The sequence below is a fragment of the Streptomyces sp. NPDC107538 genome (genome assembly GCF_055657445.1).
In genome coordinates this window covers 38,777-53,823 of record NZ_JBVKAY010000012.1, presented here as the reverse complement: position 1 = coordinate 53,823, position 15,047 = coordinate 38,777, and the positions used below count along the sequence as shown (strand labels likewise).

Sequence of the window (15,047 nt, the reverse complement as noted above, 5' to 3'; positions counted from 1 at the left end):
TCTCGCGGGTCTGAAAGCGGCCGGTGGTTGGGGGAAAAGCATGGGCGTAGCCCTGCTTTTCAGGGGCGCGGGGAACTGCGCGACCAGCCCCCACCGGGCGGACGTGTGGGGGTCGAAGGGGCGCAGCCCCTGTGGGATGGGACGGGTAGGGGCGGCGGGGGCGGAATCAGCGTTTGGCGGGACGGTTGGCGAGGGCCAGCGTCTTGTGGGCGGCGGCGATGACCGCAGGGTCGATGAAGCGGCCGTCGGGGAGGGCCTGGGCGCCGGGCGTGGTGGAGGCTGCTTTCAGGGTCTGCTCGGCCGATGCCACCTCCTGGGGGGTGGGGGTGTAGGCGCGTTCGATCACCGGGAGTTGGCGAGGGTGGAGCGCGGCGCGGCCGAAGAAGCCGAGAGCCCGGCCGTGGGCGGAGGAGGACGCCAGACCATCGAGATCCTTCGTGTCCGGGTAGATCGACTGGGCGGGGGCGGGGAGCCCCGCGGCACGCGCCGCCACGATCACTCGGGAGCGGGGCCAGTCCAGGGCCCGGTCATGACCGGCGGCCAGATCCGCGCGGAGATCCGCCTCACCGAGAGCGATGCCGCGCAGGGCGGGATGGGCCGTGGCGATGTCGTACGCCCGTTCCACGCCCAGGGCCGATTCGAGGAGGGCGTACAGCGGGAGCGCCCCGCCGTCCGCCGGCGCGGTCCGCTCCGCGACCTTCGCGATCTCGGCCGGGGACGTGATCTTCGGGAGGCGGAGGGCCGTCAGGCCGGGGAGGGCGGAGAGGGCACGGAGGTCCTGCTCCGCCTCCGGGGTGGCCAGGGCGTTCACCCGGACGTGGACCGGGACGGGCGGCGGGGACGAGAGGAGTTCGGCGGTCGCCGCGCGGGCGTAGGCCTTGCGGTCCGGTGCGACCGCGTCCTCCAGGTCCACGATCACCACGTCCGCGCCCGAGCCCAGGGCCTTGGTGACCACCTCCGGGCGGTCACCGGGGACGTACAGCCAGGTGAGGGGGAGAGGCGGCGACGGTCGCGGGGTCATAGGGCGCCCTCTTCGCGGAGGGTCTCGATGTCCGTGTCCGACAGGCCCAGTTCGGTGAGGACCGTGTCCGTGTCGGCGCCGTGCGCGCGGCCCGCCCAGCGGATCGCGCCGGGGGTCGCGGAGAGCCGGAAGAGCACGTTCTGCATGCGCAACGGGCCGAGGTCCGGGTCGTCGACGGTCGTGATCGTGTCCAGGGCGCGGTACTGCGGGTCGGTCATCACCTCCCGTACGTCCTGGATGGGGGCCACCGCCGCCTCCGCCTTCTCGAACACCTCGACGACCTCCTCCCGGGTGTGACGGGCGATCCACGCGCCGACCGCCTCGTCCAGGACGTCCGCGTGCCGGGCCCGCTCCGCCCCCGAACCGAACCAGGGCTCGTCGATCAGCTCGGGCCGCCCGACCAGACGCATCACCCGCTCCGCGATCGACTGGGCCGAGGTGGAGACCGCCACCCAGGAACCGTCCGCCGTGCGATACGTGTTACGGGGCGCGTTGTTGGCGGAGCGGTTGCCCGTGCGGGGCTGGACGTGGCCCAGTTGGTCGTACCAGAGGGGCTGGGGGCCGAGGACGGTGAGGATCGGCTCGATGATCGCCATGTCGACCGTCTGCCCCTGACCGGTTCGGTCACGCGCGGCGAGCGCGGTCATCACCGCGTACGCCGTCGCCAGGCCCGCGATCGAGTCGGCCAGGCCGAAGGGCGGCAGGACCGGCGGGGCGTCCGGCTCGCCGGTGATCGCCGCGAAGCCGCTCATCGCCTCGGCGAGCGTGCCGAAGCCGGGGCGGTGCGCGTACGGTCCGAACTGGCCGAAGCCGGTGACCCGGGCCAGGACCAGACGCGGGTTGACCGCCGACAGTTCCTGCCAGCCCAGGCCCCATTTCTCCAGGGTGCCGGGGCGGAAGTTCTCGATGATCACATCGGCGGTGGCGGCGAGACGGAGGAGCGTGTCCCGGCCGCCGGGGGTCGAGAGGTTCAGCGTCAGGGTGCGCTTGTTGCGACCCAGCAGTTTCCACCACAGGCCCACGCCGTCCTTCGACGGGCCGTGACCGCGGGACGGGTCGGGCCTCGTGGGGTGCTCGACCTTGATGACCTCCGCGCCGAAGTCGCCGAGCATCGTGGCGGCGAGGGGGCCGGCGAAGAGCGTGGCGAGGTCGAGGACGCGGAGGTGGCCGAGCGGGGGGTCGTACGCATCGGTCGTCGTGGGTGGCGCCTGCGTCGTGGGTGCCTGCGTCATGGGCGGGGGGTCTCCCGGAGGGTGAGGTGGGCCAGGGTGTCGAAGCCGATGCCGTTGAAGTCGGCGATCGAGGTGGCCAGCCGGTTCTTGAGGGGGGCCGTCCAGCGGTCGGGCAGCGCGTCCGGGGAGCCGGTCAGCAGGCCCGCGATGCTGCCCGCCGTCGCGCCGTTGGAGTCGGTGTCCCAACCGCCGGACACCGCGCGGCAGATGGAGGCCGTGAAGTCGCCGTCCGCGTGGGTGAGGGCGGCGGTGAGCAGAGCCGTGTTGGGGATGGCGTGGACCCAGTGGTGGTCGGCGTAGGTGGTGTGGAGGGCGTCGACGACCGTGTCGAAGTCGCGGGCGCCACGGTTGCTCCGGGCTTCGGTGGTGAGTTCGAGTGCGTGCTCGATCGCCTTCGCCAGGCGGGAGTTCGGGGGGACGACGGTCAGGCCGGTGCGCAGGCAGTGGTGGATGTCGTGGGTGCCGGTGGCCGCGTCCGCGATGGTGGCCGCGACGAACATCGCCGCGTAGACGCCGTTCGCGGTGTGGGTGAGGGTGGCGTCCCGGTGGGCCTGCTCCGCCGCGCCGGCCGGGTCGCCGGGGTTGGTCCAGCCGTGGACGTCGGCGCGGATCAGGGCGCCGATCCACTCGCGGAACGGGTTGCGGTGGCGGGCCGTGTGGGGTGGCTCGATGCCGGTGAGGAGGTTGCGGTAGGCGACGCGTTCGGCGGTGAAGGTGCGGCCCGCGGGGAGTTCGTCCAGCCAGAGGGTCGCGACGTCGGTGGTGGTGAAGTCGCGGCCGTGGCGGGACAGGAGGAGGAGGTTGAGGAGGGGGTAGTTGAGGTCGTCGTCCTCGGGCATGCCGTCGATGTTCTCGGCGAGGGAGGTGGGGGCCGAGCGGCGGTTCCAGGGGTGGGCGGTGAGGAGGTCCTCCGGGACGCCTCGGGCGGTGAACCAGGTGGTGAGGGGCCAGTTGCCGGTGGCCGTGGCGAGTTGGCGGATGGCGGGGAGGGGGAGCTTCTCGACGGGTTTGCCCAGGAGGCAGCCGGCGGCGCGGCCTAGCCAGGCGGCTTCCAGGCGTCGCGAGTTCGTGGCTGGGGCGGGGAGGGTTCCGCCGCTCGGCGGTGACGAGGTGCCGCCTGCGCCCACCCTCCCCCACTCTCGGCTCCGCTCGAGCGGGGGGACCCCCATCGCCCCAGCGGCACGATTGCCCGCAGGGTGCGCGGGTTGAGCGGGGTGGGTGGGCTGAGTCGGGAGTGCGGGCCAGTTCGGGCACTGGGCCTTGATCCTGCCCAGGGCCGTCGGCTCGTGTTCCGCCAACGCGCTTGGTAGGTCTGCCAGTTCGTCGAGGAGGTCTTCGGCGAGTTGGCGGAGGTAGCGGGAGGTGGGGTGGGGGGAGGCGCCGGCGCGGAGGGGGGCCGGGGGGCCGCCGGCCGCGCGCCAGCGGGCGGCGACGGCCGCGGGCTCGCGGCCGTCCTGGCGGGCCTGGTGGAGTTCGTGGCCGAGGAGGTCCTCCGGCTGGACCCAGGTGAGACGGAGGGGGGTCACCGGAGGTGGGCCAGGGTGGTGAAGGCGGCCTCGTGGGCGCGCCGGCGCGCCACGTCCTGGGCGTGGATCCGGCGGGTGACGTCCGCCAGGGTCGTGGCGGGGGCGTGCAGGTCCAGACGGCTCGCCTCCGCCACCGTCTTGGCCCAGTCGGACGGGATGTCCGAGCCCAGCGCGCCCGCCAGGGCACCGGACATCGTGGCGATCGAGTCGCAGTCCCGGCCGTAGTTCACCGAACCCAGCACCGCGTGCCGGTAGTCGCCGCGGGCCACCAGCAACATGCCCAGGGCGATGGGGAGTTCCTCGATCGCGTGCAGACGGGAGGGGCGGCGGGCGCCGAGGGAGGGGGCGCGGTAGTCGGGGCCGACCGTGTCGAACGGGGCCACCGCCTCGCGCAGCGGTCGTAGCGCCGACTCGAAGTCCGTGTGGCGGCGGGCCACTTCGCACACCGCCTCGATCGCCGCGCGGGTGCCGTCCTTCGCCAGGGAGAGACCGGTCTCGATCACCGATTCCGCGGTCGCGCCCGGCGCGCACGCCGCCGCGACCGCCGCCGCGAACACGCCCGCCGCCTCCCTGCCGTACGACGACTGGTGGGCGCCCGCGACGTCGAGCGCCTCGGCGTACGCGCCGGGCGCATTGGCCGCGTTGACCAGGCCTACGGGGGCCATGTACATCGCGGCGCCGCAGTTGACGATGTTGCCGGTGCCGGCCTCGCGGGGGTCGATGTGGCCGTAGTGGATCCGGGCGACGAGCCATTTCTCGGCGAGGAAGACCCGTTGGAGGGGGAGGGCCTCCGCCTCCAGTTCGGGGATCCAGCGCGGGGTCGTCATCATGTCCGGCACCAGGTGCTCGGCGACGGAGTAGGCGTCGAGATGGTCGCGGACCCGGTCGTACACGCGTACCAGCGCATGGGTCATCAGGGTGTCGTCGGTGACGTGGCCGTCGCCCTTGTGGTACGGGGCGATGGGGCGGGCGGTGCGCCAGTCGTCGCCGTTCCAGGGGCCGACGACGCCGTGGACGCGGCCGCCGTGGCGTTCGAGGATCTGCTCCGGGGCGTAGCCCTCGACCGGGCCGCCGAGGGCGTCGCCGACGGCCGCGCCGACGAGGGCTCCCGTGATGCGCTCGTCGAGGGTCGCCGCGGTGACATGCTCCGCGTGGGGCGCAGATGTCGTCCGTGCGTCGCGACGTGCGGCGGTGGGGGGTTCGTTTGGGGGCGTCATGCCCGAATCATCCTCCTGGGACGGCGAGTTCCGTGGCTGCGAGAAGTTCGGCGAGGTGTACGAGATCGGTGCCGGTGAGGCGGGGGAGGGCGCAGCCGGAGAGGGTGCGGCAGGCGTCCCGCCAGGTGTCGGGGATGGCGGTGCCGCCGCTGAGCGCGCCGGTCAGGGCGCCGGCGAGGGCCGGGGCGGAGTCGGCGACACGGGAGAGGCAGGCGGCGGCGGGGACGGCCTCGGCGATCCGGCCCCCGGCGGCGGTGGCCAGGGCGAGGGCCACGGGGACGGTCTCGGCGGCGGCGATGCCGTAGCTGTAGACGTGGTCGACGATCTGGTGCTCCAGGAGCGGGACCAGAGCGAATGTTCCTTCTTTTTTGTGGCGGTGGGCGAGGTCCAGGGCGTGGCGGGCGTTGCGGCCGATCTCCGTCTCGGCGGGGAGTTCGGCGAGGGCCGCCGCCGTGCAGTCGTCGACGTTCGCGCCGACGAGCGCCAGCGCGAGCGCGGCGGCCATCGCGCGGGCGCCGTGCACGCCGTCGCCGTCCTGGGTGTAGCGGGCGTCGAACTCGGCGAGGTCGGCGGCGCGGTGCGGGTCGCCGGGGTGGGCCACGGCCAGGACGCAGGCGCGGACGCAGGCCGCGTCGTCGAAGTAGTGGGGGTTGTCGTGGCCGGTGGCGGGTGGGCGCAGGCCGGTGGCGAGGTTGCCGAGGCCGGCGCGTACGGAGATACGGGCGCGCAGGGGGAGTACGGCGGACTCGACCTCGGGGGCGCGTTCCGCTGCCGCGGCGATCTCGCTGGCGACGGCGTTCCAGGAGAGGTCGATCGAGGCGCGGGTGCGGCGTTCGAGGCTGAGGTCGCCGAGGGCGGCGGTGTCGGCCGCGCGGAGGAGGGACTCCGCGGCGAAGACCGCCCATTCGGCGTCGTCGGAGGGGCCGAGGCGGAGGGGCTCGGGGGGCTGGTTGAGGGCGATGGGGACGGGGAGGGTGGTGGTGGCGTTCTGTTCGGCGAAGGTGTCGAGTTCGCGGGTGAGGCGGCGGGTCCATTCCGGCATGCGGGCGGCTCGGTGGCGGGCGGCGGGCCAGCCGGCGGCGTCGCCTGCGGCCAGGCCGAGGAGGAGGCCCTCGATGCGGGTGCCCTTCGGGGGGCGGGGCCTGCCGGCCTCGGCTTCGCCTTCGGCCGGTTCGGTTTTCCCACCCGCACCGCCCGTGCGGGTTTCGTCGTCGGGTGCGGGTGGCCCCTGTGGGGCGTCCTCGCCGCCGGCGGCCGCGGGCCGTGGGGCGACCGGCTTCGCCACGCTCGCTCTCTCGGGGCCGGTCGGCTTCGCCGTGACGGTGCCTCCGGTGCCTCCGGTGTCGGTCGGCTTCGCCGCGCTCGCTCTCCCGGGGCCCGGCGGCTTCGCCGGGACCGGGCGTTCGGTTCCGCCGGGGGTGGTGAGGGGGGTGGTTTCTTCCCACGGGGTCGGGGGGGTCATGACGGGGTCTCCGATGTGGGGGAGGGGGCCAGGGTGAAGGCGGTGGGGGGTGGGGTGGGGCGTTCCTCGCGGTGGAGGGGGGGTGTGGTGGTGGCCCACTTGCCGCCCTCGCCGGGGACCAGGAGTTCGGCCACGTCCAGGACGTGGTGGCCGGCCATGGAGGGGAGGCAGGTGCCCCTCGCCGGGCCGATGGCGGTGGTCCACTCGGGCGGGATCGCGGTCGCGCCCCGGGTCGCTCCGGCCAGCGCGCCGGCGACGGCGGCGGTCGTGTCGGCGTCGCGGCCCATGTTCACCGCCGTCAGCACGGACTCGGTGAAGTCGCCGTCGGCCGCCGCGTAGGCGCCGAAGGCGAGGGCGACGGCTTCGGGGGCGAGGTCGGTCCAGGGGTAGCCGCCGATGACGATGGCGGAGCGGACCGCGCGTTCGCCCCGGTGGGCCACCGCGACGGCGCGGCGCAGGGAGCGGGCCGTCCAGGAGTCGTCGGGGACCACGGCCAGGGCGGAGGCGACCACCGCGATCGTCGGGGCGCCCGCCATCGCCGCCGCGACGCCCGCCGCGACCGCCTGACCGCCGTAGATGCCCTCGCCGTCGTGGCTGACCGAGCCGTCGACGGCGACCAGCCGGGCGGCCTCCGCGGGGCGGCCCGCCGCGAAGACGCCGAAGGGGGCCGCGCGCATGGCCAGGCCGTCGCTCCAGGCGTGCCGGTGCTGGGCGGAGATCGGCGCGGCGAGGCCCCGGCGGAGGTTCTCCAGGGTGCCGCGTTCGCTGAAGCCGGCGCCCCGGAACGGGCCCTCGTCCCGGTCCGCGATCCACTGGTGCCAGGCCGTCTCCACATGCGTGACCGTGAGCGCCGAGCCGTGCCGGGCCAGCAGCAGCCCGGAGAAGATGGCGTACTCGGTGTCGTCCGTGCCCGACGGGTTCTCGGCGACGTATCCCGTGATGCGCCCCCAGCGCGCGCGGATCTCGGAGGGCTTCATGTTCTCGGCGGGCGCCCCCAGCGCGTCCCCGACGGCGAGCCCGAGCATGGCCCCGCGTGCCCGATCGCGCAGATCGGCGGCGTCCCCGGGCGCCGGGACCGAGGGAATGCAGGCGATGGAAGGCATAGGGTCGCCTCTCTGGCCCGGTGGGCAGTTCTCCGGCCCGTGGGCAGTTGATCCGCTCTGAAGATTTCGGCGATCTCGTGGTGACGATCTCGCGCTGAAGGATTCGCGCCGACGATTTCGCTGTGAAGATCTCTCCCACATCGGGTGCTTCACCGGCGCGGGAACCCTCACGTATCACCCGGTCGACATCTGTGCAGGGGCATGTACGAATGAGCGGCAAGGGTTTCTCGAACAATCGCCAACCCGGGTAAGTACGGCCTTCCTTGCTGGCAGAAGCGATTTTCCGAGCGTACGTTCGACGTATGGCGATCATCGACACCGAAGCCGCGCTGCACGAGGCGCACCGCGACAACCACACCCACCGGGACGTGAACGGCGGCTGGCTGCGGCCCGCCGTGTTCGGGGCGATGGACGGGCTCGTGTCCAACCTGGCGCTGATGACCGGTGTCGCGGGAGGGGCGGCCGGCCGGGAGGCGGTCGTCGTCGCCGGACTCGCGGGGCTCGCCGCCGGGGCCTTCTCCATGGCCGCCGGCGAGTACACCTCCGTGGCCTCGCAGCGCGAACTCGTCGAGGCCGAACTCGACGTCGAGCGCCGGGAGTTGCGCAAGCACCCCAAGGACGAGGAGAAGGAGTTGGCCGCGCTCTACGAGAGCCGTGGGGTCGAGGCCGGGCTCGCGCGGGAGGTGGCGCGGCAGTTGTCGCGCGATCCGGAGCGGGCGCTGGAGATCCACGCCCGTGAGGAGCTGGGTGTCGACCCCGGCGACCTTCCCTCGCCGGCCGTCGCCGCCGTGTCGAGCTTCGGCGCCTTCGCGCTGGGCGCCCTGCTGCCCGTACTGCCGTATCTGCTCGGTGCGGGCGCGCTGTGGCCCGCCGTGCTGGTGGCGCTCGCGGGGCTCTTCGGGTGCGGGGCGGTGGTGGCCCGGGTGACGGCCAGGAGCTGGTGGTTCAGCGGGCTGCGGCAGCTGGCTCTCGGGGGCGCCGCGGCGGGTGTGACGTACGCCCTGGGCAGCCTGTTCGGAGCGGCCGTATGATGGATCGGATGGCTACGTATACGAGGGACCGTATAAGTAGTCGTTACTACGCGGTTTCGAATGCTTAACCGCTGGGCATGAGCCGTAAGCGCCGCAGGCAATGACGCCTGCACCGCACCTGAAGCAGTGGGCGACGACGCTCCCTGCGCCCCTCGGTCGACCGACATCGATCTGTCCGGTCGGCCCCCTTTGGTCACGTTCTTTGTCACGCCATCGAGCGCACACCCCTCCGCGCTCGTGGCGTCCGCATGGTGGGACGAAGTATCCGGTTCCCGAGAATCGTTTCATCATGTAACCTGCACGAAATTTTGCACTTTATCGCAGAGGGCCAGCGTCGTCCCTCGGCCATTGCATATGCCAGATGACGACGACGGGAGAGCCGATGCGTACGCCGCGCCAGCCGTCCCAGCACTCCGCGAATGGCCAGAAGTGGTCCTTCATGGATGCTCGCCCTGCTGCGCAGGGTATGTACGACCCCCGCAACGAGCGCGACGCCTGCGGCGTCGGCTTTGTGGCCACCCTCACCGGCGAGGCGAGCCATGCGCTGGTCGAGCAGGCGCTCACGGTTCTTCGCAACCTGGAGCATCGCGGCGCGACCGGCTCGGAGCCCGATTCGGGGGACGGCGCCGGCATTCTCTCCCAGGTTCCCGACGCGTTCTTCCGCGAGGTGGCCGGATTCGAGCTGCCCGAGGCCGGCTCGTACGCCGTCGGTATCGGCTTCCTGCCCGAGGAGGGCACCGAGGACGCCGTCGCCCGTATCGATGCCATCGCGGCCGAGGAGGGCCTGACGGTCCTCGGCTGGCGCGAGGTCCCCGTCGCCCCCGAGCTGCTCGGCGCCACGGCCCGCTCGACGATGCCCGCCTTCCGCCAGGTCTTCGTGACCGACGGTTCCTCGAAGGACATCGACCTCGACCGCAAGACGTTCGTGCTGCGCAAGCGCGCCGAGCGCGAGGTCGACGTCTACTTCCCCTCGCTCTCCGCGCGGACCATCGTCTACAAGGGCATGCTGACCACCGGCCAGCTGGAGCCCTTCTTCCCGGACCTGTCCGACCGCCGCTTCGCCTCCGCGATCGCGCTCGTGCACTCCCGGTTCTCCACGAACACCTTCCCGTCGTGGCCGCTCGCCCACCCGTACCGCTTCGTCGCGCACAACGGCGAGATCAACACGGTCAAGGGCAACCGCAACTGGATGGTCGCCCGCGAGTCCCAGCTGGCCTCGGACCTCTTCGGTGCGCAGGAGACGCTGGACCGGATCTTCCCGATCTGTACGCCGGACGCCTCCGACTCGGCGTCCTTCGACGAGGTCCTGGAACTGCTCCACCTCGGCGGCCGCTCCCTGCCGCACTCCGTGCTGATGATGATCCCGGAGGCGTGGGAGAACCACGACTCCATGGACCCGGCCCGCCGCGCCTTCTACCAGTTCCACTCCACGATGATGGAGCCCTGGGACGGCCCGGCCTGTGTCACCTTCACCGACGGCCGCCAGGTCGGCGCGGTCCTGGACCGCAACGGCCTGCGCCCCGGCCGCTACTGGGTCACCGACGACGGCCTCGTCGTCCTCGGCTCCGAGGTCGGCGTCCTCGACATCGACCCCGCCAAGGTCGTCCGCAAGGGTCGGCTGCAGCCCGGCCGGATGTTCCTCGTCGACACCGTCGAGCACCGCATCATCGAGGACGACGAGATCAAGGCCCAGCTCGCCGCGGAGAACCCGTACGCGGAGTGGCTGGAGGCCGGCGAGATCGAGCTCTCCGACCTGCCCGAGCGTGAGCACATCGTGCACACCCACGCCTCGGTCACCCGCCGCCAGCAGACCTTCGGCTACACCGAGGAGGAGCTGCGCGTCATCCTCGCGCCGATGGCCAAGACCGGCGGTGAGCCGCTCGGTTCGATGGGCACCGACTCGCCGATCGCCGCGCTGTCCGCGCGTCCGCGGCTGCTCTTCGACTACTTCACCCAGCTGTTCGCGCAGGTCACCAACCCGCCGCTGGACGCGATCCGCGAAGAGCTGGTCACCTCGCTCAGGAGCTCCCTCGGCCCGCAGGGCAACCTGCTTGAGCCGACCGCCGCGTCCTGCCGCAGCGTCACCCTGCCGTTCCCGGTGATCGACAACGACGAGCTGGCCAAGCTCATCCACATCAACGCCGATGGCGACATGCCCGGCATGAAGGCCGCCACGCTCTCCGGTCTCTACCGGGTCTCCGGCGGCGGCGACTCCCTCGCCGCGCGCATCGAGGAGATCTGCGCCGAGGCCGACGCCGCCATCGACAACGGCGCCCGGCTGATCGTCCTCTCCGACCGCCACTCCGACGCCGAGCACGCGCCGATCCCGTCGCTGCTGCTCACCGCCGCCGTCCACCACCACCTCATCCGCACCAAGCAGCGCACCCACGTGGGCCTGCTGGTCGAGGCCGGTGACGTCCGCGAGGTCCACCACGTCGCCCTGCTCATCGGCTTCGGCGCCGCGGCGGTCAACCCGTACCTGGCGATGGAGACCGTCGAGGACCTCGTCCGCGCCGGCACCTTCCTCTCCGACATCGAGTCCGAGCAGGCCATCCGCAACCTGATCTACGCCCTCGGCAAGGGCGTCCTGAAGGTCATGTCCAAGATGGGCATCTCCACGGTCGCCTCCTACCGCGGCGCCCAGGTCTTCGAGGCCGTCGGCCTCGCGGACGACTTCGTCGAGAAGTACTTCAACGGCACGGCCACCAAGATCGGCGGCGTCGGCATCGACGTCATCGCCAAGGAGGTCGCCGCCCGCCACGCCAAGGCCTACCCGGCCAGCGGCATCGCGCCGGCCCACCGCGCCCTGGAGATAGGCGGCGAGTACCAGTGGCGCCGCGAGGGCGAGCCGCACCTGTTCGACCCGGAGACGGTCTTCCGCCTCCAGCACTCGACCCGGACGCGCCGCTACGACATCTTCAAGAAGTACACGGACCGCGTGAACGAGCAGTCCGAGCGCCTGATGACACTGCGCGGCCTGTTCGGTTTCAAGGCCGGCGACCGCCAGCCGATCTCCCTCGACGAGGTCGAGCCCGCCTCCGAGATCGTCAAGCGGTTCTCGACCGGCGCCATGTCGTACGGCTCGATCTCCCGCGAGGCGCACGAGACGCTCGCCATCGCCATGAACCAGCTGGGCGGCAAGTCCAACACCGGTGAGGGCGGCGAGGACCCGGACCGTCTCTACGACCCGGCGCGGCGCTCCAGCATCAAGCAGGTCGCCTCCGGCCGCTTCGGTGTGACCTCCGAGTACCTGGTCAACGCGGACGACATCCAGATCAAGATGGCCCAGGGCGCCAAGCCCGGTGAGGGCGGTCAGCTGCCCGGCCACAAGGTGTACCCGTGGGTCGCGAAGACGCGTCACTCGACGCCGGGCGTGGGCCTGATCTCCCCGCCGCCGCACCACGACATCTACTCCATCGAGGACCTGGCCCAGCTGATCCACGACCTGAAGAACGCGAACCCGCAGGCGCGGATCCACGTGAAGCTGGTCTCCGAGGTCGGTGTCGGCACGGTCGCCGCGGGTGTCTCCAAGGCGCACGCGGACGTCGTCCTCATCTCCGGCCACGACGGCGGCACGGGCGCGTCCCCGCTGACGTCGCTGAAGCACGCCGGCGGTCCCTGGGAGCTGGGCCTCGCCGAGACCCAGCAGACCCTGCTGCTCAACGGCCTGCGCGACCGGATCGTCGTGCAGACCGACGGCCAGCTGAAGACCGGCCGTGACGTCGTCATCGCCGCGCTCCTCGGCGCCGAGGAGTTCGGCTTCGCGACCGCGCCGCTGGTCGTCTCCGGCTGCGTCATGATGCGCGTCTGCCACCTGGACACCTGCCCGGTCGGCATCGCCACCCAGAACCCGACGCTGCGCGACCGGTTCTCCGGCAAGGCCGAGTACGTCGTGAACTTCTTCGAGTTCATCGCCGAGGAGGTCCGCGAGATCCTCGCCGAGCTGGGCTTCCGCACCATCGAGGAGGCCGTCGGCCACGCCGAGACGCTCGACGTGACCCGCGCGGTCGACCACTGGAAGGCCCAGGGCCTGGACCTGGCCCCGCTGTTCCACGTGCCCGAGCTGCCCGAGGGCGCCGTCCGCCACCAGCTCATCGAGCAGGACCACGGCCTGGAGAAGGCGCTCGACAACGAGCTGATCAAGCTCGCCGCCGACGCGCTCGCCGCCTCGGACGCCACCGACGCCCAGCCGGTCCGCGCCCAGATCAAGGTCCGCAACATCAACCGCACCGTCGGCACCATGCTCGGCCACGAGGTGACGAAGAAGTTCGGCGGGGCAGGGCTTCCCGACGACACGATCGACATCACCTTCACCGGCTCGGCGGGCCAGTCCTTCGGCGCCTTCCTCCCGCGCGGTGTCACGCTGCGCCTGGAGGGCGACGCCAACGACTACGTCGGCAAGGGCCTCTCCGGCGGCCGGGTGATCGTCCGCCCCGACCGGGGCGCCGACCACCTCGCCGAGTACTCCACCATCGCGGGCAACACCATCGCCTACGGCGCCACCGGCGGCGAGCTGTTCCTCCGCGGTCGTACGGGCGAGCGGTTCTGCGTCCGTAACTCCGGCGCCCTGGTGGTGTCCGAGGGCGTGGGCGACCACGGCTGCGAGTACATGACCGGTGGCCACGCGGTCGTCCTCGGCGAGACGGGCCGTAACTTCGCGGCCGGTATGTCCGGCGGCATCGCGTACGTCATCGACCTGGACCGCGACAACGTCAACGTCGGCAACGTGGGCGCCGTCGAGGCCCTCGACGACACCGACAAGCAGTGGCTGCACGACGTGGTGCGCCGCCACGCCGAGGAGACCGGCTCCACCGTCGCCGAGAAGCTGCTCGCCGACTGGTCCGTCGCCGTGACCCGGTTCAGCAAGATCATCCCCAGCACGTACAAGGCAGTGCTCGCCGCCAAGGCCGCCGCCGAGCAGGCCGGTCTCTCCGAGACCGAGATCACCGAGAAGATGATGGAGGCGGCGATCAATGGCTGACCCGAAGGGCTTCCTCAACCACGGGCGCGAGGTCGCCAAGTCCCGCCCCGTCGACGTACGGCTGAAGGACTGGAACGAGGTCTACGTCCCCGGCTCCCTGCTGCCGATCATCAGCAAGCAGGCGTCGCGCTGCATGGACTGCGGCATCCCGTTCTGCCACAACGGCTGTCCGCTCGGGAACCTGATCCCCGAGTGGAACGACTACGCCTACCGCGAGGACTGGGGCGCGGCCTCGGAGCGTCTGCACGCGACCAACAACTTCCCGGAGTTCACGGGCCGCCTGTGCCCCGCTCCGTGCGAGTCGGCGTGCGTCCTCGGCATCAACCAGCCTGCCGTCACCATCAAGAACGTCGAGGTCTCGATCATCGACAAGGCGTGGGACAGCGGCGATGTCGCGCCCCAGGCCCCGGAGCGCCTCTCCGGCAAGACGGTCGCGGTCATCGGCTCGGGCCCGGCCGGTCTGGCCGCCGCCCAGCAGCTGACGCGGGCCGGTCACACGGTCGCCGTCTACGAGCGCGCGGACCGCATCGGAGGCCTCCTCCGGTACGGCATCCCCGAGTTCAAGATGGAGAAGCGGCACATCAACCGCCGTATCGAGCAGATGCGCGCGGAGGGCACCCGCTTCCGGACCGGCATCGAGATCGGCCGCGACCTCAAGGCGACGGACCTGAGGAAGCGGTACGACGCCGTCGTGATCGCGGCGGGTGCGACGACCGCGCGTGACCTCCCGGTCCCCGGCCGCGAGCTGGCCGGCATCCACCAGGCCATGGAGTACCTGCCGCTGGCCAACAAGGTGCAGGAGGGCGACTTCGTGGCGCCCCCCATCACGGCCGAGGGCAAGCACGTCGTCGTCATCGGCGGCGGCGACACGGGCGCGGACTGCGTGGGCACCGCCCACCGCCAGGGCGCGGCGTCGGTGACACAGCTGGAGATCATGCCGAGGCCGGGCGAGGACCGCGCCGCCAACCAGCCGTGGCCGACCTTCCCGATGCTCTACAAGGTCACCTCCGCGCACGAGGAGGGCGGCGAGCGGGTCTACTCCGTCTCCACCACCCACTTCGAGGGCGACGAGGACGGCAACGTGCAGTCCCTGCACCTCGCCGAGGTCGAGTTCGTCGACGGCAAGCTGACGCAGAAGCCGGGCACGGAGCGGAAGATCCCCGCCCAGCTGGTGACCCTGGCGATGGGCTTCACCGGCACCGACCGCGAGAACGGTCTCGTGGACCAGTTCGGCCTGGACCTCGACGAGCGCGGCAACATCGCCCGCGACGCCGACTTCCAGACCAACGTGCCGGGCGTCTTCGTCGCCGGTGACGCGGGCCGCGGCCAGTCCCTCATCGTCTGGGCCATCGCCGAGGGCCGCTCGGCCGCCCAGGGCTGCGACCGCTTCCTCACGGGGGCGAGCGAACTCCCGGCCCCGATCCGGCCCACGGACCGCTCGCTGATGGTCTGATCACCCGGACCGCCACATACG

9 protein-coding genes are annotated in these 15,047 nt (G+C 72.2%); 3 read left to right on the top strand and 6 right to left on the bottom strand.

The window, feature by feature from the left end:
* Positions 1-166: 166 nt before the first annotated feature.
* The 6 genes from ACZ7MG_RS32780 to ACZ7MG_RS32755 are packed head-to-tail and all read right to left on the bottom strand — an operon-like array spanning position 167 to position 7,561.
* Positions 167-1,021 (bottom strand): HpcH/HpaI aldolase/citrate lyase family protein, encoded by an 855-nt coding sequence (locus ACZ7MG_RS32780; RefSeq protein ID WP_471394572.1) that lies wholly within the window; start codon positions 1,019-1,021, stop codon positions 167-169.
* Positions 1,018-2,253 (bottom strand): CaiB/BaiF CoA transferase family protein, encoded by a 1,236-nt coding sequence (locus tag ACZ7MG_RS32775; protein ID WP_471394574.1) that lies wholly within the window; start codon positions 2,251-2,253, stop codon positions 1,018-1,020. Before ACZ7MG_RS32775 ends, ACZ7MG_RS32780 begins: the two co-directional genes overlap by 4 nt.
* Positions 2,250-3,779 (bottom strand): ADP-ribosylglycohydrolase family protein, encoded by a 1,530-nt coding sequence (locus ACZ7MG_RS32770; RefSeq protein ID WP_471394576.1) that lies wholly within the window; start codon positions 3,777-3,779, stop codon positions 2,250-2,252. The genes ACZ7MG_RS32775 and ACZ7MG_RS32770 overlap by 4 nt, the downstream gene beginning before the upstream one ends.
* On the bottom strand, positions 3,776-4,996 hold the full coding sequence (locus ACZ7MG_RS32765; RefSeq protein ID WP_471394579.1) for an ADP-ribosylglycohydrolase family protein: 1,221 nt from the start codon (positions 4,994-4,996) through the stop codon (positions 3,776-3,778). The genes ACZ7MG_RS32770 and ACZ7MG_RS32765 overlap by 4 nt, the downstream gene beginning before the upstream one ends.
* Before the next feature lie 7 nt (positions 4,997-5,003).
* Positions 5,004-6,458, bottom strand: a complete 1,455-nt coding sequence (locus ACZ7MG_RS32760; protein ID WP_471394581.1) for an ADP-ribosylglycohydrolase family protein — start codon at positions 6,456-6,458, stop codon at positions 5,004-5,006.
* Positions 6,455-7,561, bottom strand: coding sequence for an ADP-ribosylglycohydrolase family protein (locus ACZ7MG_RS32755; protein ID WP_471394583.1), 1,107 nt, complete (start codon positions 7,559-7,561; stop codon positions 6,455-6,457). Before ACZ7MG_RS32755 ends, ACZ7MG_RS32760 begins: the two co-directional genes overlap by 4 nt.
* Before the next feature lie 302 nt (positions 7,562-7,863).
* Here ACZ7MG_RS32755 and ACZ7MG_RS32750 point away from each other — a divergent pair, with 302 nt between their 5' ends.
* The 3 genes from ACZ7MG_RS32750 to ACZ7MG_RS32740 all read left to right on the top strand — a co-directional run bounded on the left by ACZ7MG_RS32750 (position 7,864) and on the right by ACZ7MG_RS32740 (position 15,026).
* A complete protein-coding gene (locus ACZ7MG_RS32750; RefSeq protein WP_471394585.1) occupies positions 7,864-8,592 on the top strand; it encodes a VIT1/CCC1 transporter family protein in 729 nt (242 codons plus the stop codon).
* A 382-nt stretch (positions 8,593-8,974) separates the two neighbouring features.
* Positions 8,975-13,573 carry a glutamate synthase large subunit gene (gene gltB / locus ACZ7MG_RS32745; RefSeq protein WP_471394706.1) on the top strand — a complete coding sequence of 1,533 codons (4,599 nt, stop codon included), beginning with the start codon at positions 8,975-8,977 and terminating at the stop codon, positions 13,571-13,573.
* Positions 13,566-15,026 (top strand): glutamate synthase subunit beta, encoded by a 1,461-nt coding sequence (locus ACZ7MG_RS32740; protein ID WP_471394588.1) that lies wholly within the window; start codon positions 13,566-13,568, stop codon positions 15,024-15,026. Before gltB ends, ACZ7MG_RS32740 begins: the two co-directional genes overlap by 8 nt.
* Positions 15,027-15,047: the final 21 nt, after the last annotated feature.